Source organism: Oscillibacter sp. (assembly GCF_032018205.1).
Lineage (GTDB): Bacteria > Bacillota > Clostridia > Oscillospirales > Oscillospiraceae > Oscillibacter.
The window spans coordinates 113,339-132,830 of the sequence record NZ_DALZOY010000002.1 but is presented as its reverse complement, the minus strand read 5'-3'; the positions used below and the strand labels follow the sequence as shown (position 1 = coordinate 132,830).

The 19,492-nt window shown below is 57.2% G+C and carries 20 protein-coding genes; 11 read left to right on the top strand and 9 right to left on the bottom strand.

Annotated features, from left to right (window positions below; all coding sequences use genetic code 11):
• Nucleotides 1-15 precede the first annotated feature (15 nt).
• Nucleotides 16-675 (top strand): Crp/Fnr family transcriptional regulator, encoded by a 660-nt coding sequence (locus RTU96_RS02105; RefSeq protein WP_312634688.1) that lies wholly within the window; start codon nt 16-18, stop codon nt 673-675.
• 119 nt (nt 676-794) lie between these two features.
• Here the strand turns inward: RTU96_RS02105 and RTU96_RS02100 are convergent, their stop codons facing one another.
• From RTU96_RS02100 to RTU96_RS02075, 6 genes are all read right to left on the bottom strand, one after another.
• Nucleotides 795-1,187, bottom strand: a complete 393-nt coding sequence (locus RTU96_RS02100; RefSeq protein ID WP_312634687.1) for a hypothetical protein — start codon at nt 1,185-1,187, stop codon at nt 795-797.
• A gap of 131 nt (nt 1,188-1,318) precedes the next feature.
• Complete coding sequence (locus RTU96_RS02095; protein ID WP_312634685.1) at nt 1,319-2,101, bottom strand: ZIP family metal transporter; 783 nt, start codon at nt 2,099-2,101, stop codon at nt 1,319-1,321.
• A gap of 172 nt (nt 2,102-2,273) precedes the next feature.
• Complete coding sequence (locus RTU96_RS02090; protein ID WP_312634684.1) at nt 2,274-3,098, bottom strand: TIGR03943 family putative permease subunit; 825 nt, start codon at nt 3,096-3,098, stop codon at nt 2,274-2,276.
• Nucleotides 3,095-4,738: a permease gene (locus RTU96_RS02085; protein ID WP_312634683.1), complete on the bottom strand. Its 1,644-nt coding sequence runs from the start codon at nt 4,736-4,738 to the stop codon at nt 3,095-3,097. Before RTU96_RS02085 ends, RTU96_RS02090 begins: the two co-directional genes overlap by 4 nt.
• A 117-nt stretch (nt 4,739-4,855) precedes the next feature.
• Nucleotides 4,856-5,167 carry an AraC family transcriptional regulator gene (locus RTU96_RS02080; protein WP_312634682.1) on the bottom strand — a complete coding sequence of 104 codons (312 nt, stop codon included), beginning with the start codon at nt 5,165-5,167 and terminating at the stop codon, nt 4,856-4,858.
• A gap of 438 nt (nt 5,168-5,605) precedes the next feature.
• On the bottom strand, nt 5,606-6,445 hold the full coding sequence (locus RTU96_RS02075) for a NifB/NifX family molybdenum-iron cluster-binding protein (protein WP_312634681.1): 840 nt from the start codon (nt 6,443-6,445) through the stop codon (nt 5,606-5,608).
• A gap of 239 nt (nt 6,446-6,684) precedes the next feature.
• Here RTU96_RS02075 and RTU96_RS02070 point away from each other — a divergent pair, with 239 nt between their 5' ends.
• Complete coding sequence (locus tag RTU96_RS02070; protein WP_312634679.1) at nt 6,685-7,512, top strand: polysaccharide deacetylase family protein; 828 nt, start codon at nt 6,685-6,687, stop codon at nt 7,510-7,512.
• A 132-nt stretch (nt 7,513-7,644) separates the two neighbouring features.
• Here RTU96_RS02070 and RTU96_RS02065 read toward each other — a convergent pair whose 3' ends face one another.
• The 3 genes from RTU96_RS02065 to RTU96_RS02055 form a co-directional block, all read right to left on the bottom strand.
• Complete coding sequence (locus tag RTU96_RS02065; protein ID WP_312634677.1) at nt 7,645-8,520, bottom strand: radical SAM protein; 876 nt, start codon at nt 8,518-8,520, stop codon at nt 7,645-7,647.
• Nucleotides 8,521-8,765: 245 nt separating this feature from the next.
• Entirely contained in the window at nt 8,766-9,560 is a 795-nt protein-coding gene (gene gctB / locus RTU96_RS02060; RefSeq protein WP_312634675.1) for a glutaconate CoA-transferase subunit B, read from the bottom strand.
• A 2-nt stretch (nt 9,561-9,562) separates the two neighbouring features.
• Complete coding sequence (locus RTU96_RS02055; RefSeq protein ID WP_293009175.1) at nt 9,563-10,675, bottom strand: CoA transferase subunit A; 1,113 nt, start codon at nt 10,673-10,675, stop codon at nt 9,563-9,565.
• Nucleotides 10,676-10,870: 195 nt separating this feature from the next.
• Between RTU96_RS02055 and RTU96_RS02050 the strand changes: the two genes are divergently transcribed.
• From RTU96_RS02050 to RTU96_RS02010, 9 genes are all read left to right on the top strand, one after another.
• On the top strand, nt 10,871-11,722 hold the full coding sequence (locus RTU96_RS02050) for an AraC family transcriptional regulator (protein ID WP_312634673.1): 852 nt from the start codon (nt 10,871-10,873) through the stop codon (nt 11,720-11,722).
• A 267-nt stretch (nt 11,723-11,989) separates the two neighbouring features.
• Entirely contained in the window at nt 11,990-12,958 is a 969-nt protein-coding gene (locus tag RTU96_RS02045; protein ID WP_312634672.1) for a hydroxyacid dehydrogenase, read from the top strand.
• 375 nt (nt 12,959-13,333) lie between these two features.
• A complete protein-coding gene (gene hgdC / locus RTU96_RS02040) occupies nt 13,334-14,119 on the top strand; it encodes a (R)-2-hydroxyglutaryl-CoA dehydratase activase HgdC (RefSeq protein ID WP_312634671.1) in 786 nt (261 codons plus the stop codon).
• Between the two features lie 104 nt (nt 14,120-14,223).
• Nucleotides 14,224-15,507, top strand: coding sequence for a 2-hydroxyacyl-CoA dehydratase (locus RTU96_RS02035; protein WP_312281541.1), 1,284 nt, complete (start codon nt 14,224-14,226; stop codon nt 15,505-15,507).
• Nucleotides 15,504-16,646: a (R)-2-hydroxyglutaryl-CoA dehydratase subunit beta gene (gene hgdB / locus RTU96_RS02030; RefSeq protein WP_312634670.1), complete on the top strand. Its 1,143-nt coding sequence runs from the start codon at nt 15,504-15,506 to the stop codon at nt 16,644-16,646. Before RTU96_RS02035 ends, hgdB begins: the two co-directional genes overlap by 4 nt.
• Before the next feature lie 99 nt (nt 16,647-16,745).
• A complete protein-coding gene (locus tag RTU96_RS02025; protein WP_312634669.1) occupies nt 16,746-18,515 on the top strand; it encodes a carboxyl transferase domain-containing protein in 1,770 nt (589 codons plus the stop codon).
• Between the two features lie 33 nt (nt 18,516-18,548).
• Nucleotides 18,549-18,689: an OadG family protein gene (locus tag RTU96_RS02020; protein WP_294855834.1), complete on the top strand. Its 141-nt coding sequence runs from the start codon at nt 18,549-18,551 to the stop codon at nt 18,687-18,689.
• 38 nt (nt 18,690-18,727) lie between these two features.
• On the top strand, nt 18,728-19,021 hold the full coding sequence (locus RTU96_RS02015; RefSeq protein ID WP_312634668.1) for an OadG family transporter subunit: 294 nt from the start codon (nt 18,728-18,730) through the stop codon (nt 19,019-19,021).
• Between the two features lie 57 nt (nt 19,022-19,078).
• Entirely contained in the window at nt 19,079-19,480 is a 402-nt protein-coding gene (locus RTU96_RS02010) for a biotin/lipoyl-containing protein (RefSeq protein ID WP_312634666.1), read from the top strand.
• The last annotated feature ends 12 nt before the right edge of the window (nt 19,481-19,492 follow it).

The window sequence follows — 19,492 nt, the reverse complement described above, 5'->3', positions numbered from 1 at the left end:
ACAAAAGAGGATTTTATGAAAAAATATTTTAACGTATTAAAGGCAACGGAGCTGTTTCGGGGGATTGAGGAGGCGGATTTTGAGCCGCTGCTGCGCTGCCTGCAAGTCAGAACGGTTCGCTATGAAAAAGGGCAGGCTGTTTTTTCCGGGGGAGAGCAAATTCGGGAATTTGGCGTGGTGCTGACGGGGCAGGTGCAGGTGATTCAGGACGACTATTATGGAAACCGCAGCATCCTTGCAAATATCGGGCCGGGCAACCTGTTCGGGGAGTCCTTTGCCTGTGCGGGGGCGAAGGCGTTGCCTGTGGGCGTGATGGCGCTGGACGCGTGCGAGCTGCTGTTTATCGACTGCGGCAGACTGACCGCGCCCTGCACCCGGGCCTGCGATTTTCACAACCGGCTGATTCAAAACATGCTGCGCATCGTCTCCATGAAGAACATTGCGCTGACTCAGAAAATTGAGTTTACCTCCCGACGGACCACGCGGGAAAAGCTGCTGGCCTATCTCTCGGCAGAGGCCCGGCGGGCGGGGGGGAGCCGGTTTGCAATTCCCTTCAACCGTCAGGAGCTGGCGGATTATCTCTCGGTAGAGCGCAGCGCTATGTCGGCAGAGCTGGGAAAGCTGCGGGACAACGGCGCTTTAAACTTCCATAAAAACGAATTCGAGCTGCTGTAATTTAAGGCGGCTTTTTGGTCCTGCGTTCATGGGGGAATTTTTTTAATAAAAGGAGACGCCAAACCTCGTTTGGCGTCTCCTTTTTGCGGGTTGCCGCCGGTTGCGGCGGAGGAGGGAGATTAGTGCTCCTTATGCTCTTCAGAGCTTTGGGCGCTGTGCTTCATCTCGTCCGGAGAGGGTGCACCGGACGGTGAGGACGAATCGGATGCGGGATTGATTGCGCCCGTAAAGCGGGTGGAACCCGTGGCGCCAAGAGAACCGTAGGCCCCGATGGAGCCGACGGAGCCCATGAAATTTCTGCTCTCCCGGCGAAGCTGGCGGGACACGTTTTCATCCTGCCCATAGCCGCTTCCGGAAGAATTTGTGCCGTGCTGCCAGTCCTGCTGAGAGGTGGGATTGGTCTGAGTTGCATCATCGGCGTAGGGGATTCCGGGGTCCCGCTGCTTTTTTTGGCGGTTTTTTTCGTCGGGGAATTCCAAATCGTCTTTATACTGATCCGTGTGTTTATCCATAAAAATACCCCTTTCTGAGTCAAGGACTCGGATTTAGTTTGTGCGAAAGACTGCGTTTTATCAGTAAAAAGGAAAAATTCGGCGGGGATTCCCCCGCCGAAATAAAAAGCCATGTTTTGTTTGCCGGAATGTTATCCAAGAGCCACGTCCAGAACCATCATTACGCTGAAGCCAGCGGCAAAAAACACGGTGCCGATGTTGGAGTGGCCGCCCTCCGACATTTCGGGAATCAGTTCCTCCACCACCACGTAAAGCATGGCTCCGGCGGCAAAGCTCAGAAGATAGGGCAGAGCGGGAACCACCAGTGTGGCGGCCAGAATGGTCGCCACCGCGCCCAGCGGCTCCACAAGGCCGGAAAGCACGCCGCCCGCAAAAGCCTTTCCCTTGCCCATTCCCTCAGAGCGCAAAGGCATGGAAATGATGGCTCCCTCGGGAAAATTCTGAATGGCGATTCCGATGGACAAAGACAGGGCCGCTGCGGCGGTGATAGAGGCTTCGCCGGAGAGAAAGCCCGCGTACACCACGCCCACGGCCATCCCCTCCGGGATGTTGTGCAGCGCCACCGCCAGCACCAGCATGGTGGTTTTTTCAAGGTGGCTCTGAGGGCCCTCGGCCTGCTCGCTGCCACGGTGAAGGTGAGGAATGATGTGATCCAGCAGAAGGAGGAACAGCACGCCGATCCAAAAGCCCACAACCGCCGGGATAAAGGACCAATTTCCCATGTGTGCCGACTGATCGATGGCAGGAATCAGAAGACTCCAGATGGAGGCCGCCACCATCACGCCGGCGGCAAAACCGGTAAGGGCGCGCTGTACCCGGTCGCCCAAAGAATCCTTCATAAAAAAGACACAGGCCGAGCCTGCCGTCGTGCCGATAAACGGGATTAGAATGCCTTGCAATACATCCATGTTCATAAAACGCATCTCTTCTTTCTAAGTGCCGAATGATATTATTTTTTAAAACAGCATACTGTATCCGTTTGGCCTTGTCAACACGGACAGGCGGATTTTGCTTATCCCGGCCCGTGAAACGGCACAGCAGGGGGCCAATTTCTGCCCCCTGCTGTGTTCGCCCCGTCGGGACGGTTTAATATGGATAAACGTAGTCCGTGATTTCCTCCGCCGGCTCAATGGAGGAGACGTGAAGCTGCGGTTCGGGTGCGCCCTCAAAGGAGCCCACCTCCAAAGTGCCGGTGACGGTGACCCACGAATCCGCCGCTAGCCCTGCCACGTCGTCGTATTTGCATACAATACCGCAGGGGGACAAATCCGCCGCGCAGCAGGACATCATCAGCCGGGCGGGAACAAACTCGTCCGCGTTCAAAGACGGAATGTCCTTTAGGACAAAGCCCGTCATGGTAATCTCAAAACCTTCAAAGCGGTCGGGATATACGAAAAGCTCGCTGCACCAGTTGTAGAACTCGCTGTCCGGAATCGTGACGGTCTTGGCCTCTACATCGTACCCGTGGAGATAGCCGATCACCTGTCCGCTGGCTCCCTCCATGGTATATACGCCGTCCTCCGCCGCAGTCTCCGGGATTTCCGAGGGCGTCGTGGACGAAATGGCGGGCGGCTGACTGTCCGCCCCGCCAAAGGCGCTGCCGCCCGTCAGCAGGCCACCGGAGCTGACGGTGCTGATCTGCTCGTGGGGCAGCAGCACCAGCAGCACGGGAATGGCCAGCAAAAAGCAGTGGGCGGACCGCCTGCGGTACTGTGGGCGGAACAGGCGCGTGGTGGAGAACACAGCGCAGACCAGAAGCGCCCCGGCGGAAAAGAAAAGATACGGCTTTACCCGCGGAGCAACATAAGAGAGGTACGCGCCCGAGAGCGCCAGATAGATAAGGACCCCGGAAAAGGCCAGCAGGCAAATCAGCTCCAAAGCGGCCTGAGGGTTTAAAGCACCGCGCTTCATACCAACACCTCCCCAAGTCCCAGAGAAAAGGCGGCAAAAACGACCGCGCCGCATACGGCAAACATCGTGAAAGCCAGACGGAGCACAAACTTTTTAGAAAAGCTCCCCGAGAGCATCAGCACATTTTTCACGTCCATCATAGGGCCGAACACCAGAAAACCCATCAAAGCCCCCATGGAAAACTGGGCCGCAAAGCTTCTGGCCACCACCGCGTCGGACGAGGAACACAGGGAAAACAAAAATGCCATCGCCATCATCAGCAGCAAAGGAAGCAGCAGGCCTTCTCCCGCGCCGGTCCGGGACAGGCCCGCGCCCATGGTCTGAAACAGGGCCGAGACAAACGCACCCAGCAGCAGGTACTTTCCAACGCTGAAAAATTCAGACTGAGTGTGAAGCATAAAGCTTTCCAACTTTCCCGCCCCCGGGTCCGCCGCGCAGCCGCAGCCGCACAGCGCGCCAAGCCCGCCGCCGGTGAGAACGTTGGATTTAAACTTGGCTCCTGAGAAGGTCAGCCCGATCAGCACCGCGCAAAAAAGCCCCAGACCCACGCGGCAGGCCACAATTTTCCAGTTTCCGCCGAAGGCGTACCAGGTGCTGAGCATTACCACCGGATTGATGACCGGCGCGGCGGAGAGAAACGTGACCGCCGCGGACAGGGGAACCCCCTTGCGCACAATGCTGCGAAACACCGGAATAGAGGTGCAGTCGCATACCGGCAGGCAAAAGCCCGCCAGTAAGGCAAACAAAAAGCCGCCCGCCGGGTGCTTCGGGAATTTTTCTGCGATCAGCTTATCGGAAATAAACACCTGAATTGCGGAGGAGAGCAGCACGCCGATCAGCAAAAAGGGTACCGCCTGCAAGAGAATGCCCAGAAATACGTTCACCACACCGTCCACACGGGTTCCGCCCAATACCAGCCGCAGCAGGAGGTAGGCGACGCAGAAGTAAACAAGGCTCAGAAGGAAAAAGGTGTTGGGTGCGGGCCGGGGCTTTTGCAGGGCCTTTTCAATGTCCCGGAGCCAATCAGACCTCAGCACGGGAACGCCGGGATTCAGCCCTTGCAAAAGCTGGCGCAGACGGCGAAACTCCTTGTCCCGGGCGTTTCGCAGCACGATGAAGTCGCAGCCCGAAATTTGATCGGTCAAGGCGGCCCCTGCGCCGCCCAGCAGACGCTCCAGCGCCTCTCCGTCCCCCACATGCAGAATTTTCTGAAGACGGCAGAAGTCTCCCGTCGTCATTGTGACCTGACGGGTGGGGGCGGGAAACAGCACCTGCAAATCCCGGATGGGCAGCATCCCGTTCCACTCGACCCAAATTTCGTCGATTTGCTCCGGGTCCTGCTCCAGCAGGTATTGATAGATTTTTTTGGACGCCGCCTCCGGGTTTCGCTGCACCTCCCGGATGGAAAGGTGGAGGGGCTTCAACTCCTCCACATACGGGGCGGGGTCCTCCTCACCCTCCTCAAAAAGGATGCAGCGCGGGTTGATTCCCTCCCGCAGGCGGGATTGGATCAGGCTGTTTAAAAGCGTCGTCTTTCCGGCGTCCAGAAAGCCGGTGATGGCGAAAACCGGGATATAGTCCCCTTGCGGGGAGACCGTCTCCCGCCGCCGCACAAACGGCGGAGAAAATGGCTGCTTCAAAGTAAAATTGCCTCCTATTTTTTGTTTCAGATACAAAAAGGCAAGAAAAGAGTACCCTTGGCTGAGAAAACGTGGATGTCTTCCAAGGCCGGGGCGAATTCTTCTCCTGCGGGGCAATCAATTGTTCAGCCGGATTTTAAGCCTTAGCAGCGACAAAGGACACAGAAGGGCGGCGCAGCACAAAAGAAGCGCCGCCGCCGGATAAAAAAGTGTATTCCCGAAAAAGGTGCCGGAGCCGACGGCCGCGTCTCCCGTTTTTTCCACCGCTTGCAGGCAGACCGTAATCCGCGCGCAGACGGTGCAGTCTTCTCCCGTGCAGCGGTGGCGAAGGTGAGTCGCCGAGTACCACTCCGCAAACCACGCTGTCGCCAGAAGTGTGGTCAGCAGTGCGATTGCCAGTATTCTGATTCGGACTGCTTCGCGGCGCATGGCGGCCTCCTTTCCAGAACCGTCCTCCCTTGCTGGAACGGCTCTCCCAATGGATTTCCCTCATTTTAAAGGAGACGGTCGGCCTTGTCAAGCGGAGTCCGGCGGACCCAGCCGCCTTTAAAGATGCGCAGATGCGGGAGATTTCCTGTAAAATATGCGCTGAGCGCTGTCTCGGATGGTTTGTGACTTTCGTTGTAAAAGCGCGTTTTCCGGTCATACTAAACGGAGGAAGCTGCGCCATCGGCCTGTGTCTCGAGAGAACCGGGTATGGCTGCGTTTACCGGTTTTACAGCAATTGCGTGGCGCGTATGCGTGACGAAGCTTGATCTGGCGGCTTTATAACAAAGACGTTTTACCTCCGACAAAGGTTTCCGACCAGACACGGTTAAAAAGACCGGGGACGGCCTGTTTTACAGGCCGTCCCCGAATGTGTTCGCCTCAGTGCTGCTCTTTGCTGCGATGATGTTCTCCGTGGGAATGCTCACCGCCATGGCGGTGTTCTCCGTGATGATGCTCTCCGCAGCCGTGCTCACCGCAGGTGTGGGCGTGTTCTTCGTCGTGGTGATGGCTGCACGATGCGTTGGGATTATAGGTTAGGCTTCCGGCAAGCAGTGCCGCCGCAGCTTCGTCGGCGCTGCCGGATACGCCGCCGTAAATCTGAATGCCCGCCTCGGATAGGGCCGTTCGCGCACCGCCGCCGATGCCGCCGCAGATCAGGGCGTCCACGCCCAGTCCCCCCAGAAAGGCCGCCAGCGCCCCGTGTCCGCTGCCGTTGGTATCCGCCACGGAGGAGCCGGTAATTTTTCCGTCCTCCACGTCGTAGACTTTGAATTGCTCCGTGTGGCCGAAGTGCTGAAAGACACCGCCATTTTCAAAGGCGACTGCAATTTTTTTCATCATAATTCCTCCTGTTTCCTGATTGCCGCGCTGCTTGCAGCAGCGGCGATGCCGGCCACAGCCGCCAAAGCCGCATAAATCTTCCGTGCCATTGCACAGGCGATAGTCGCCTCCCTCGATTTTCAGGGGAAGGCCGTCCACCAGCGCGGACGCAATTTTTTTTCGGGCAGATGCGTAAATAAGCTGGGCCGAAGCGCGGGCAATCTCCATGTACGTGCCGCACTCCTCCTGAGAAAGTCCCTCCCTGTCAATAAGACGCACGGTTTCGTATTCGTCCACCGTCAGGATGACGGGTTGCTTTTGCGCCCCGCTGTCCACCGGGAGAAAAGCGGAGCTGGGCGGAAGGGAGCAGACTCTTCTGCATTTTTTGGGTCTTGGCAAAGTAAGTTCCTCCAAGTGTGTTTTTGGTATATACCAATTAACTGCATTATACTGCGCTCTTCAAAAATGTCAAGCTTTATCTGGCATATACCATTAACTGTTTTTTAATTAAGCTGCTTTTTTACAAAAAATATGATATCAGTACACGAACGGTGTTACTTTTTGGGTGGCGCCACCGTCTTATTAACGTAAGAATAACAATCAGCATACCGCTGTGATACGAAAAGGAGTTGACAGGTGTGAAGCGGCATACGCGTCCGGCAAAAATGCATGCTTGGGGTAAATGGGGAATTTCCGTCCTTGTGGCGGCGGCTTTGGTCTGCGGGCTGGGCATATGGAGGGTATCGGCCCACGGAAGAACGCCTCTTCCGGTTTTGATGTATCACCATATGGTGGCGGACGGGACAGAGTGCAACGACATGACCGTCACCGAGAGCCGCTTGGAAAAGGATTTGTGCTGGCTACGGGACCACGGCTATCAATCGGTCCTGCCCCGGGAGCTGGCGGAGGGGGATCCTCTGCCGGAAAAGCCCGTGTTGATCACCTTTGACGACGGATACCGCAGCAACTATGATCTTTTGTACCCTCTTTTGCAGAAGTATCAGATGAAGGCTGTCATTTCCATTATCGTGGAGATGCCGGAGCTTCCGACCGATAACTTCGTCACATGGGACATGTGCAGGGAGATGGTCGGGTCGGGGCTGGTAGAGATCGGCTCTCACAGCTATGAACTTCACAATCTGGGGGACTTGGGAGGAAGCTTTGATCCCGGCGGCGTCAATGGGATCCAGCGCAGGCACGGTGAGAGTGACGAAGGGTTTCAAACCCGCGTACTGGATGATATCCAAAAAAGTTATGACCTGATTGAGCAGAAGGTGGGGCAGGCCCCCGTCTTTTTTGCGTATCCCTTCGGCGTGAAAGAGCCGGATGCGGAGGAGCTTGTAAACCGGTTGTTTCCCGTCACGGCGGTGACAAAGCCCAAAATTGCCGATTTGAAACGCGGGCTTCACGATCTGCCCCGCATCACCGTGACCATGAACCGGGAACTGTCCAGAGTTTTAAAATAGCATGGGGCTCTACCTCCCATAGACAACACCCCTCCGGCGCTTTTGCGTCGGAGGGGTGTTTTTCATATCTTCAGAGTGGGCCGCCTGTGCGAAAAGTGCGTCCGTTGGACAAATTCACTCTGAGACGGAGCGTTATCGTCCCAGCTCCACAAATTTGCGCAGCGGCGCTTCGCCCCGCAGGGCTTCCTCGCACTCGGCGATGAGCCGGTCCCGGTCCTGATTCAGGTTTCCTGCCAGCACCAGATAGTTGCTGGCGTGGTTCGAGCGAAACACCGCGCCGGGGCAGTCGATATGCTCCAGAAGAAGCTTTGTCTCCCGGATCAGCTCCATGGGTGTGGGGGTTACCAATTCACCGTTTGCTACCCAATCGGCCATAGGCGTGCCGGTATAGATGCGCAGGGTCAGCAGGGCAATAAAGTCTGGCCTTATGGCGCTCAGGGCCTTAGCGGTGTCGATAGCATGGGACTGCCAGTCCCCGTTGGAGCCGGCAAGGCCGCTGATGGCTGTGACGGAGAGAGTCAGCCCGGCGGCCTTCAGTTTTTGACCTGCCTCAATTTGCTGGGCAACCGTCACACCCTTGTTGATTTTTTGAAGCAGCGCTTCGTTCCCCGTCTCAAGACCAAGGTACGCAAAGTCCAGTCCCCCATCGCGAAGAGCGGACAAATCCTCGGGAGTTTTCCCCAGAATGCTTTTGGGGCTTGCGTAAGTGGAAATGCGGGTGCACTCGGGAAACAGCGTCCGGATATCCCTCAGAATCTCCAGCAGACGGTCTGTCGGGAGAATCAGCGCATCTCCGTCGGCCAAGAAAAAGCGTTCTACATGAGGATAGTGCGCCCGGGCCCAGCGCAGGTCTTCCAGCACCTGCTCTCTCGGAGTAACCGAGAATTTCTTGTCCTTGTACATGTTGCAAAAGGCGCATTTGTTGTGACTGCAACCCACAGTTACCTGAATGATCAGGCTGTGTGCCTCGCTGGGGGGACGGTAGACGGTTCCGGAATAGTGCAGCATAGGAGCCTCCTTTTTAGCGTTGCTTCAAAAAATTCTCGTGATCGAATTTTTTTGAAAGGGAATGCGGTCTGACTGCGCGCACGGAGGAACCGCCAAAGGCGGCTCCTCCGTACACTTGCAGACCGAGTAGAGTTTTCCCCGACGTACATGCCGTCGAAGAAAACGGATTCCAATTTATTTTTCCGCTCTGTCGGCAAAACTCTGCGAGGCTTTTTAAGCAGTGTCTGTACGGCAGAAGGGACAAATCACGCCTTGGGAACCTTGATGAACGCTTGGCCGGGGTCAATCTCCTCCCGGATAATGCGGATGATTTCGGGGTCGGGACCCTCCATCAACTGGGCGCGGCTCACGTCGATTTCAAATCCCGTGTTTTCCTGCACCATCTCGGGCGTGGAGAAGGGGTAGTAGTAAGCGAGGTACATCCGCTTGGTTTCCTCGTCAAACTTCATAATGCCAAGGTCCGTCACCACCATCTGGGGGCCCCGGTTGCCGGGAAGGCCCGCCCGCTCGCGTCCGCCGGGGCCGTCCATCCAGCCGCAGGAGGTGACATAGTCGATTTGGTCGATGAAGCGGCGCTTCTGATGCTGCATCATGATGACCGTGTTGCAGTAGGTGGCGATGCCATTGGCTCCGCCGGACCCGGTGAAGCGAGTTTTGGGGTGATGATAGTCACCGATGCAGGTGGAGTTCACGTTGCCGAAGGGGTCGATCTGTGCGCCACCGATAAAGGCAATCAGCCGGTCCTCGCCGTGGAGCCACTCGTTGGCCTCAAAGCCAATGAAGCGGACGTTGGGCCACTGCACGGCGCAGTGTGCCATAAAGCGGTTGTCACCCACGCTGCGGGGTACCTCCACGGGGTCGCAGTCCATCAGGCCGCTCTCCACAATGGGGTGGCAGGAGGGACAGATAATCCGCTTGGCGAGGGAGGCGCCAATCAGCGGCAGGCCCGTTCCCACAATGACAATCTGGTTCGCCTGAATGTTTTTGGCGATGGCGAAGGCCTGCATTTCCTGCTTTGTGTACTTCGTATAATCAGGCATTTTCAGCACGTCCTTTCCGGGATTTTTCCGGCATAGCCGAGGCCGGGCACATTTTTGGTGGAAATCAGGTGGCTTGCGCCTACCTTATCCAGCATCTCTTCGTGGGTCTTCACGCTGTATACCCATTTGTTCAGGAAATCCTGGAAGGTTTCGGGAATGGCGGTGCCGTCCTCCGCACCCTTGGCGGCGGCAGCGGCACGCGCGGCAGCATCGGCGGCCTTTGCGTCGCCGGGAGCTTTTTCAGCAGCTTTCTGGGCCTTCTCGGCGGCTTTGGCAAGCTGGCGCTTGGCGTCGTCCGCGTCCTGATATTTGGATGCCTTATCATATTCCGTCATGGCCTTGCCGTCCACATCGTAATACCCGTAGCACTGGGCGGGCCATGCGCCGTGGGGCGCGTGGACCACCGCGTCCACGCACATGCCGAAGATGCGGGTCAGCGTGGGGTCACGGCGAATAAATTCGTCGGAAACCAGCTCTTCGCAGGTGACGATGGTCCGCTTGGCGGCGACGGCGATGTCCACGTCGTGGAACTCGTCGCCCTCGATAATGCAGGTCCCGTCGGGGGAGGCCTTCTGCACATGGATGACGGCGCAGTCCAGCTTGGGCACCGGCACGGCGATGACCTTTTCACCGGGATTGAAGGGATTGTCCACGTAGACGAACTTGTCGTTGTCCACAGAGTCCATTTTTTCCCGCTCCTCGCGGCTGATGCCCCAGTGTTCCGTCAGTCCGGAGCCGTTCATCAGGCGTACGGGCAGGAAGGGAAGGCCCAGAGACGCGGCGTGGAGCTGAAGCATCAGGACGTCCTGAGAGTAGTCCTCAAAGGTCAGCTTGCCCTCCTCAATGGCAGCGCGAAAGCGGCGGGAGACGTTGGTATAGCCGGAGTTGGCGGTATAGCAGTTGATATACGCCTTCACGCGGCCCTCGCCGATCATCATGTCCCAGTCGCCGCCTGCGGGGCCGCCCCATGCAGTGAAATCCTTCTGCCCCTGGCGCAGGATTTCATACACGGCGGCATAAGGCTTGCGGTTGGTGGTAAAACCGCCAAAGCAGATGGTGTCTCCGCTCTTCACGTACCGGGCTACGGCTTCGGAGAGCGTGCAAACTTTTCCCATTACGATTGCCTCCACATCTTGATTGTTTTTCTGTCTGAATAACACAAAAAAGCTTGTGTTTTCATAGGGAATCATATATCATAGTACCATATGTTAAACCTCTGTAAAGGAACATTTGCGCGAAAAAATTAGCGGATATTGTTTTACTGCCTGATTTTGCGCCATTGCAGGCAGAGATGAAAGGAGGGTTCCGGTATGCAGGTGCAGCCGTTTTATTTAAAGATGAGCCGGGATAACTCCTGGTACATGGACCGCCCGCATTTTCATGAGAGCGTTGAATTTTTGATGCCTGTCTCACGGGGCGGAGAAATGTTCGTGGAGAATCAGGTCTATTCTCTGCACCCCGAGGCTCTGTTTATTCTTCCGGACGCCACGTTGCATAAAACTTTGGCCGCCGAACCGTATGAGCGGTATGTGCTCCATGTGCCCATTCCCACGATTCATTCCATCTCCACGCCCCGGACCGACCTTTACCGCAGGGTGCAGGAGGCAGAGCGGATGGTGGAGACGGGAACCCGGTACAACGAGCTGCTGTCGCTTTTAAAGCGGCTGGACTGGGAGCAGGGCCGCAAGAACGCGGGCTTTGGCTCCGATTTGAACCAGATGCTGCTTCTGTCGGAGTTTTTGCTTCAGGCGCTGTCCATGGCGCCGGTCCGCCGGTGGGCGGACGAGCTGTGCCAGATCGAGCGCCCTTCAGACCCCGGCAGCAGGGAAGGGGCGCTGCAAATCAGCGCGGTGCTGGAATATTTGCAGGAGCATCTGGCGGAAAAACTGACGCTGGAGCGGGTGGCTTCGGAATTTTTTATCAGCAAATACTACCTGAGTCACTGCTTTAAAGAGGCCACGGGCTTCAGCGTGATGGAATATGTCATCAACACCCGCATCCTTCGGGCCCGCCGCCTTTTGCAGGACGGATACCGGGTGCAGACCGCGGGAGAGATGGTGGGCTTTCAGAGCAACGAGCACTTTATCCGCACCTTCACGTCTCTGACGGGACTGCCGCCCAAGCAGTATGCCAAGCGGTTCAGTCAGGGAGAACGGAAGTAAGCCGGATCACAATATACATCATGAATTCTCTGTATTTCCTACATTTTAAGGAAATGCAGAGAATTTTGCTCTACAAAATGACGAAAAGGGGTTTGCAAACCCGTCGAAAATGACGGAAATTATTAATAATTAAAAATACATTGCAGGAATACTTGCAAAATTGAAAAGAGTAGGCTATGATAATACTACGTGATATATAAAAACGTGAGGAGCGGCGGGTGCTCCCTGCCGCTCCCGAAAAAATGGATTTTTGGAGGAACGCAAGTCATGAAATACAAGGCTTATTACACCAACAAGCTCAGCGATGTGGCGACCCAAATCTTCAACAGCAATGATGTGGAAGTAAAGGTTGCAAGCGGCCTGGATGAGGAGACTTATCTCCGGGAGCTGAAGGAGTATCAGCCCGATGTGATTATGTGCCGCACCGAGCCGGTGACCGCCGCTATGATCGACGCCTGCCCCAATCTGAAGGGCATCGGCAAGCAGGGCGCGGGTCTGGACAATATTGACCTTGACTATGCCACTTCCAAAAAAATTCAGGTGGTATTCGCCCCCTCCGGCAATGCAAACGCAGTGGCAGAGCATGCCGTGATGCTTTTGATGATGACCGCTCGCCGCTTCAGCTATGTGGATAAGCAGTTCCGCAGCGGCAATTTCTATGTGCGCATGGGCCTTGAAAACACCGTTGAGGTGGAGGGGAAGACCCTGGGCCTGCTGGGCTGCGGCAGAATCGCGAAGATTTTTGCGGGCAAGTGCATCAACGGTCTTGGGATGAAGGTCATCGGCTATGATCCCTATGTTACTAAGGAGCAGCTGGGTGGCCTTCCCATTGAGCTGAAGGACAATGCCGACGAAATCTGGAAGACCGCTGACTTTGTCTCCATCCATCTGCCCCTGATGCCCTCCACGGAGAAAACCGTGGGCATGGAGCAATTCAAAATGATGAAGCCCCGCGCCATTTTCCTGAACGTGGCCCGCGGCGGCCTGATTTACGAAGAGGAAATGGTGGAGGCCCTGAAGACCGGCGTGCTGTTCGGCGCGGGACTGGACGTGTTTGAGCCGGAGCCGCTCAGCGAAAACAGCCGCCAGATGCTGGATATGGAAAACGTGGTCCTCACGCCCCATACCGCCGCTTCCACGGAGGAATCCGTGATTAACTGTTGTACCTCCTGCGCCACCGATCTTGTGAACCTGTGTTATGGGCGGGCCCCGGTCTGCCCCGCCAACAAGATCTGAGGCAATTTCGGGGGGCGCGGCGCCCGAGCTGCGCCGACCCAATTTTCCGGCCGCCCGCTGAAATTGCTTTCGGCTGGCGGCCGGTTTTTACCCGGAGATTGGTTGTGTCGGGTCAATTTATTTGACAATCTGTCAATTTTTTTGGTTTGAACTGGGCAAAATTGTGAGAGCAGACGAAGCAAAAAGCAATATATGCTAATTTTTTAACGCGCGGCAGTATTTACAATTTGCCCCCATATGGTATTCTAAGGCTGTGGAATCATCAAAAAACCACCTGTTTCAAAGGACTTTCGCGGATTCAGAGTGGATGTGTTCCAAAGCGCGGGGGAAAACACGGGGTTGCGTTCCCCATTGCCCCAAAGGAGGCTGCTTTTTATGAGTGAGATTTATACAATGGGCATCGACGTGGGGTCCACCGCCTCCAAATGCGTGATCATGAGGGACGGAAAGGATATTGTGGCCAAGTCGCTTGTAAGCGTGGGCGCGGGTACCAGCGGACCCAGCCGCGCCATCGCGGAGGTGCTGGATGCTGCGGGGATGAAGAAGGAAGACATGGCCTTCATTCTGGCCACCGGCTATGGCCGCAACTCTCTGGACGACGTGGCGGACCACCAGATGAGCGAACTGAGCTGCCACGCAAAGGGTGCGTTTTTCCTGTTTCCGCAGGTCCGCACCGTCATCGACATTGGCGGGCAGGACGTGAAGGTGCTGGAGATTGAAAACGGCGTGATGGTGAATTTCGCCATGAACGACAAATGCGCCGCCGGTACGGGTCGGTTTCTGGACGTGATGGCCCGGGTGCTGGAGGTAAAGGTGGAGGATCTTGCGACCCTTGGCGCACAGTCCACCAAAAACGTGGAAATCAGCTCCACCTGCACCGTGTTCGCAGAGAGCGAGGTCATCAGCCAACTTGCCAAGGGCAGTGACAAGCGGGACATCATCAACGGCATCCACAAGTCCGTGGCCTCCCGAGTGGTGGGGCTTGCCAAGCGCATTGGCGTGCGGGACGCGGTGGTGATGACCGGCGGCGTTGCGCAGAACGGCGGGATTGTTTCCGCCTTGCAAGAGGTGCTGGGCCATCCCATTCTCACCTCGCCCTTGACACAGTACAACGGCGCGCTGGGCGCGGCGCTTTATGCCTGGCAAAAAGCTGCCAAATAATCAGCAAGTGATCCCGAAAGGGGAACCACGCGCCTATCCCGACCGGGACGCGGCGCAATATCAGGAAAAGAAACGCAAGCTTATGAGAAACGGAGGATATATTCATGGCTGAAAACGAAAAGAACACCGCAGCCGCCCCAGAGGCGGCTCCCGTAAAGAAGGCCCCCAAGCCGGCCAGCCCCGGTACGCAGGCCCTTCGGGACGTGGTGAGCAAGGTGTACGCCGCTGCATGGGAGGCGAAGGAGGCAGGCCGCCCTGTGGGCTGGTCCTCGTCCAAGTTCCCCTGCGAGATTGCTGAGGCCCTGGGCTTGGCGGTTGTCTATCCGGAGAATCAGGCCGCCGGCATCGGCGCCCAGCACGACGGGCAGCGGATGTGCGAGGCGGCGGAGTCTTTGGGCTATGACCCGGACATCTGCGGCTATGCCCGGATTTCCCTTGCCTATTCCGCCGGAGTGGAGACCACCAACGAGTCCCGCCGCGTTCCCATGCCGGACTTTGTGCTCTGCTGCAACAACATCTGCAACTGCATGACCAAGTGGTACGAGAACATTGCCCGGATGCACAACATCCCCCTCATCATGATCGACGTGCCCTACAACAACGAGGTCACCGTCAGCGATTCTCAGGTGGCCTATATCCGCGGCCAGTTTGATGATGCGATTCACCAGATGGAGAAAATCGCCGGAACAAAGTTCGACGAGAAGAAGTTCGAGCAGGCCTGCGCCAACGCAAACCGCACCGCCAAGGCATGGCTGAAGGTGTGCGACTATTTGCAGTATAAGCCCTCTCCCATGAGCGGCTTCGACCTGTTCAATCACATGGCGGACGTGGTGACCGCCCGCGGCAAGGTGGAGACGGCCGAGGCCTTTGAGCTGCTGGCCACCGAGTTGGAGGAGCACGTAAAAAACGGCACCACCACCGCGCCCTTCCCCGAGAAGTATCGCATTATGTTTGAGGGCATCCCCTGCTGGCCCAACCTGAAAACCCTGTTCAAGCCCCTGAAGGCCAACGGTGTCAACGTCACCGCCGTGGTGTACGCTCCCGCTTTCGGCTTTGTGTACGATGATCTGGACGACATGGCAAGAGCCTACTGCAAGGCGCCCAACAGCGTGTGCATTGAGCAGGGCGTGGATTGGCGCGAGGGCATCTGCCGTGACAATAAGGTGGACGGCGTGCTGGTCCATTACAACCGCTCCTGCAAGCCCTGGTCCGGCTACATGGCCGAGATGCAGCGCCGCTTCACAAAGGATCTGGGCGTGCCCTGCGCCGGGTTCGACGGCGATCAGGCCGATCCCCGAAACTTCAACGAGGCCCAGTATGAAACCCGGGTACAGGGTCTGGTAGAGGCCATGGAGGAGAACATGAAGCAGAAGGAGGCCAGGGCATGAGCATCGAAGGAATTGTAAAGGAGTTTGCCGCCGTGGCGGAAAGCCCCAAGGAACAGCTCAAGAAGTATAAGGCGGAGGGCAAAAAGTGCATTGGCGTGATGCCCTATTACGCACCCGAGGAGCTGGTGGCCGCCGCCGGAATGATGCCCTTCGGCCTGTGGGGCAGCAACAACAAGACCATCTCTCAGGCCAAGGAATACTGCGCCACGTTTTACTGCACCATTGCTCAGCTGGACCTTGAGATGCTGCTGGACGGCACACTGGACCTGCTGGACGGCGTGATTACCCCCACCATCTGCGACACTCTGCGCCCCATGAGCCAGAACATCCGCGTTGCCATGAGCGAGAAGCTGCCCTGCATTTTCCTGGCGCATCCCCAGAACCGCAGACCCGCCTACGGCAAGAAGTTCTGCATGGACCAGTATACCCACATCAAGACAGAGCTTGAGAAAATCTCCGGCGCACCGATTACCGACGAAGCCCTGCGAGAGACCATTAAGGTCTATAACCGCAGCCGCGCGGCTCGCCGGGAGTTTGTGAAGCTTGCAAGCGACCACTGCGACGTGATTACCCCCGTGATGCGCAGCTCGGTGCTGAGGGCTGCGTGGTTTATGCCCAAGGCGGAGCACGCCGAAAAGCTGGAAGCCCTCAATGCAGAACTGAAGGCCCTGCCCGTGTGCAACTGGAAGGGCGTAAAGGTGGTCACCTCCGGCATCATCTGTGACAATCCCAAGCTGCTGGAGATTTTTGAGGAGAACAAGGTGGCCATCGCTGCCGACGACGTGGCCCACGAGTCGCGGGCCTTCCGGGTGGACGCGCCGGAAACGGGCGATCCCATGGAGGCGCTGGCTCAGCAGTTTGCCGATCAGGATTTTGACGTGCTGCTCTACGATGAAAGCTCCAGCGAAAACCGCCGGGGCGAGCATGTGGTGAGATTGGTGAAGGAGAGCGGGGCCAAGGGTTTGGTTCTGTTTATGCAGCAGTTCTGCGACCCGGAGGAGATGGAATATCCCTCCTTGAAAAAGGCGCTGGACGAGGCCGGAATTCCCCATATCAAGCTGGGCGTGGACCAGCAGATGCGGGACTTCGGTCAGGCCCGCACCGCCATTCAGGCGTTTGCGGATGTGCTTTCCCTCTGAGAAAAAGATAAAAGCTTGAATTGCGCGGGACGGCCGATTGGCCGGGCTGCCGTCCCGCTTTTCCAGCCACGGCTAAATTACATGATAAGGTGGTACGATATGAGCGCATTTGGCTATTCCATGCCTTCCTATTTCCAGAATATGCCTCAGCTGGGAACGCCGCTTCAAGCGGCGAACGAGGAAAACGAAAAGACCCTGCGGGAAGTCGAAGCCGCGTATAACGCTGAGGTGGAGGCCACTCTGGCCGCAGGCCGCAGCGACGAGTCCCTCAATCAGGCCGGGCAGATGACAGCCAGTCAGCGGGTGAATCTTCTGGTGGACGAGGGCACCTGGTGCCCGCTGGACAGCCTGTATAATCCCGAGAACAACAAGGACGGCTCCACCGGCGTACTGATCGGCATGGGCAAAATTCAGGATAAGTGGGCCGTGGTCATCGCTTCCGACAACAAGAAGCTGGCGGGCGCATGGGTTCCCGGTCAGGCGCTGAAGCTGACCCGGGCCACGGACATTGCCAAGATGCTCCGCATTCCTCTGGTGTACGTGCTCAACTGCTCCGGCGTGAAGCTGGATGAGCAGGAAAAGGTCTTCGCGGGCCGCGTCACCGGCGGCACACCTTTCTACCGCCATGCCGAGCTGGAGCAGATGGGTATTCCCGTGCTGGTGGGCATTTACGGAACCAACCCCGCCGGCGGCGGCTATCACGCCGTCAGCCCTACCATCCTCATCGCCCATGAGAAGGCCAACATGGCCGTGGGCGGCGCGGGCATCGTGGGCGGCATGAATCCCAAGGGCTATGTGGACGAAGAGGCCGCCGAGGCTTTGATCGACGCCACCGTCAAGGCCGGAAAGATCGATCCTCCCGGCGCGGTGCACATCCACTTTGGCGAAACCGGTTTCTTCCGCGAGGTTTACTCCGGCGAAGAGGGCGTTTTGACTGCCATCAAGAAGTATATGGACGCCATCCCCGGCTATAACGAGAACTTCTTCCGGGTGGCGGATCCTATGGAGCCTGCGCATCAGGGCGAAGAGCTTTATACCCGCGTGCCCGCCAACCAGAAGCGTGCCTATGACATCCGGGAAGTGCTGGCCTGCCTGTTCGACAACAGCGAGTTTATGGAGTTCAAGAAGGGCTACGGCCCGGAAATCGTCTGCGGTCTTGCCAGAATCAACGGTCTTCTCACCGGTGTGGTGGCAAACTATCAGGGTTTGATTCCCGGCTATCCCGAGTATCGCGAGGCCGGTTCCGTGGGCGTTGGCGGCAAGCTGTATCGTCAGGGCCTGATTAAGATGAGCGAGTTTGTCACCATGTGTGGCCGCGACCGCCTGCCCATTGTGTGGATGCAGGATACCACCGGTATCGATGTGGGCGACCCCGCCGAGAAGGCGGAGCTGCTGGGCCTTGGCCAGTCGCTGATTTACTCCATCCACAACGCGAAGGTCCCCCAGATGGAGATTACCCTGCGCAAGGGCACCGCCGCTGCCCACTATGTCATGGGCGGACCGCAGGGCAATGCGCGCAACGTCTTCAGCATCGGCACCGCCGCCACCGAAATCTACGTGATGCACGGCGAAACCGCCGCCGCCGCCATGTATTCCCGCCGTCTTGTCAAGGACAAGAAGGAGGGGAAGGATATTCAGCCCACCATCGACAAGATGAACGAGCTGATTCAGGAGTATACCGATAAATCCCGTCCCGCTTCCTGCGCCAAGACCGGTCTGGTGGACGAGATTGTGGAGATGACCAAGCTGCGCAACTATATCTGTGCGTTCGTGGGCGCGGCCTATCAGAATCCCGAGTCCATCTGCCCCTTCCACCACATGATGACGCCCAGAATCATCCGCGACTGGGACCGTCTGATGAACAAATAAGAAAGAGAAGCGGATGCTTCTTGAGGTGAATGTATGATTCACGGTAGTATGAGCTTGGGCGTGGCAGGCATCGTCAGTCTTGTCAGTATGGCGGTGGTGTTCGTTGTTCTGCTGTCGCTTTACGCCATTATCACCGCGTTTGGAAAGGTCTTCTCCCGAAAAGAAGACAAATGATCGAAGAAAGGAAAGCGTTTGCTTCTTAGGGTGAATGTATGATCCATGGTAGTATGAGCCTGGGCGTGGCGGGCATCGTCAGCCTTGTCAGTATGGCAGTGGTATTTGTTGTCCTGCTGCTGCTCTTTGCGATTATCACCGCATTCGGCAAATTCTTTGCCGCTAAAAAAGACAAAGCGGCTTCCTCGGCACCTGCTGCTCCCGCTGCCGCCCCTGCGGCAGCGCCGAGACAGGACGACGCGGAACTGATTGCCGTTCTCTCCGCGGCCATCGCGGAATACGAGCGCGGACGCCGCAACCCCTTCATCCGCAATCGGCGGGATTTGGACTGAACGTCTTTTGATCCCCAGATAAAAATAAAATTCATATTGTTTTAAGGAGAAATTGACATGAGAGCTTACACGATTACCGTCAATGGCAAGGCTTATGACGTTCAGGTGGCTGAGAACGACGCTTCCGCTTCCGCCGCTGCTCCCCGCATTCAGAGCGTGACTCCTGCCGCCGCTCCCGCGCCCACCGCTGCTCCTGCTCCCGTTGCCGCGCCTGCGGCCGCTCCCGCCGCTCCCGTTGCCGCCGGAGAAGGCACAATTACCGCCCCCATGGCGGGCAAGGTGCTGTCCGTTCCCGTCAAGGCGGGCGACGCCGTCACTGCCGGTCAGGTTCTTTTGACCTTTGAGGCCATGAAGATGGAAAATGAGATTATGGCTCCCTGCGCGGGCACGGTGGCGCAGGTGTTCATTACCCTCGGTGAGCAGTTTGACGCCGGCGCCCAGCTGGTTCAGCTGGGTTAATCGGAAAGGAGC

Bases quoted from the DNA above. Each gene is read 5' to 3' on its own strand.
- RTU96_RS02105 (WP_312634688.1), top strand. From the start codon at position 16: ATGAAAAAATATTTTAACGTATTAAAGGCAACGGAGCTGTTTCGGGGG.
- RTU96_RS02100 (WP_312634687.1), bottom strand. From the start codon at position 1,187: ATGGATAAACACACGGATCAGTATAAAGACGATTTGGAATTCCCCGAC.
- RTU96_RS02095 (WP_312634685.1), bottom strand. From the start codon at position 2,101: ATGAACATGGATGTATTGCAAGGCATTCTAATCCCGTTTATCGGCACG.
- RTU96_RS02090 (WP_312634684.1), bottom strand. From the start codon at position 3,098: ATGAAGCGCGGTGCTTTAAACCCTCAGGCCGCTTTGGAGCTGATTTGC.
- RTU96_RS02080 (WP_312634682.1), bottom strand. From the start codon at position 5,167: ATGCGCCGCGAAGCAGTCCGAATCAGAATACTGGCAATCGCACTGCTG.
- RTU96_RS02065 (WP_312634677.1), bottom strand. From the start codon at position 8,520: ATGCTGCACTATTCCGGAACCGTCTACCGTCCCCCCAGCGAGGCACAC.
- gctB (WP_312634675.1), bottom strand. From the start codon at position 9,560: ATGCCTGATTATACGAAGTACACAAAGCAGGAAATGCAGGCCTTCGCC.
- RTU96_RS02055 (WP_293009175.1), bottom strand. From the start codon at position 10,675: ATGGGAAAAGTTTGCACGCTCTCCGAAGCCGTAGCCCGGTACGTGAAG.
- RTU96_RS02050 (WP_312634673.1), top strand. From the start codon at position 10,871: ATGCAGGTGCAGCCGTTTTATTTAAAGATGAGCCGGGATAACTCCTGG.
- RTU96_RS02045 (WP_312634672.1), top strand. From the start codon at position 11,990: ATGAAATACAAGGCTTATTACACCAACAAGCTCAGCGATGTGGCGACC.
- hgdC (WP_312634671.1), top strand. From the start codon at position 13,334: ATGAGTGAGATTTATACAATGGGCATCGACGTGGGGTCCACCGCCTCC.
- RTU96_RS02035 (WP_312281541.1), top strand. From the start codon at position 14,224: ATGGCTGAAAACGAAAAGAACACCGCAGCCGCCCCAGAGGCGGCTCCC.
- hgdB (WP_312634670.1), top strand. From the start codon at position 15,504: ATGAGCATCGAAGGAATTGTAAAGGAGTTTGCCGCCGTGGCGGAAAGC.
- RTU96_RS02025 (WP_312634669.1), top strand. From the start codon at position 16,746: ATGAGCGCATTTGGCTATTCCATGCCTTCCTATTTCCAGAATATGCCT.
- RTU96_RS02020 (WP_294855834.1), top strand. From the start codon at position 18,549: ATGATTCACGGTAGTATGAGCTTGGGCGTGGCAGGCATCGTCAGTCTT.
- RTU96_RS02015 (WP_312634668.1), top strand. From the start codon at position 18,728: ATGATCCATGGTAGTATGAGCCTGGGCGTGGCGGGCATCGTCAGCCTT.
- RTU96_RS02010 (WP_312634666.1), top strand. From the start codon at position 19,079: ATGAGAGCTTACACGATTACCGTCAATGGCAAGGCTTATGACGTTCAG.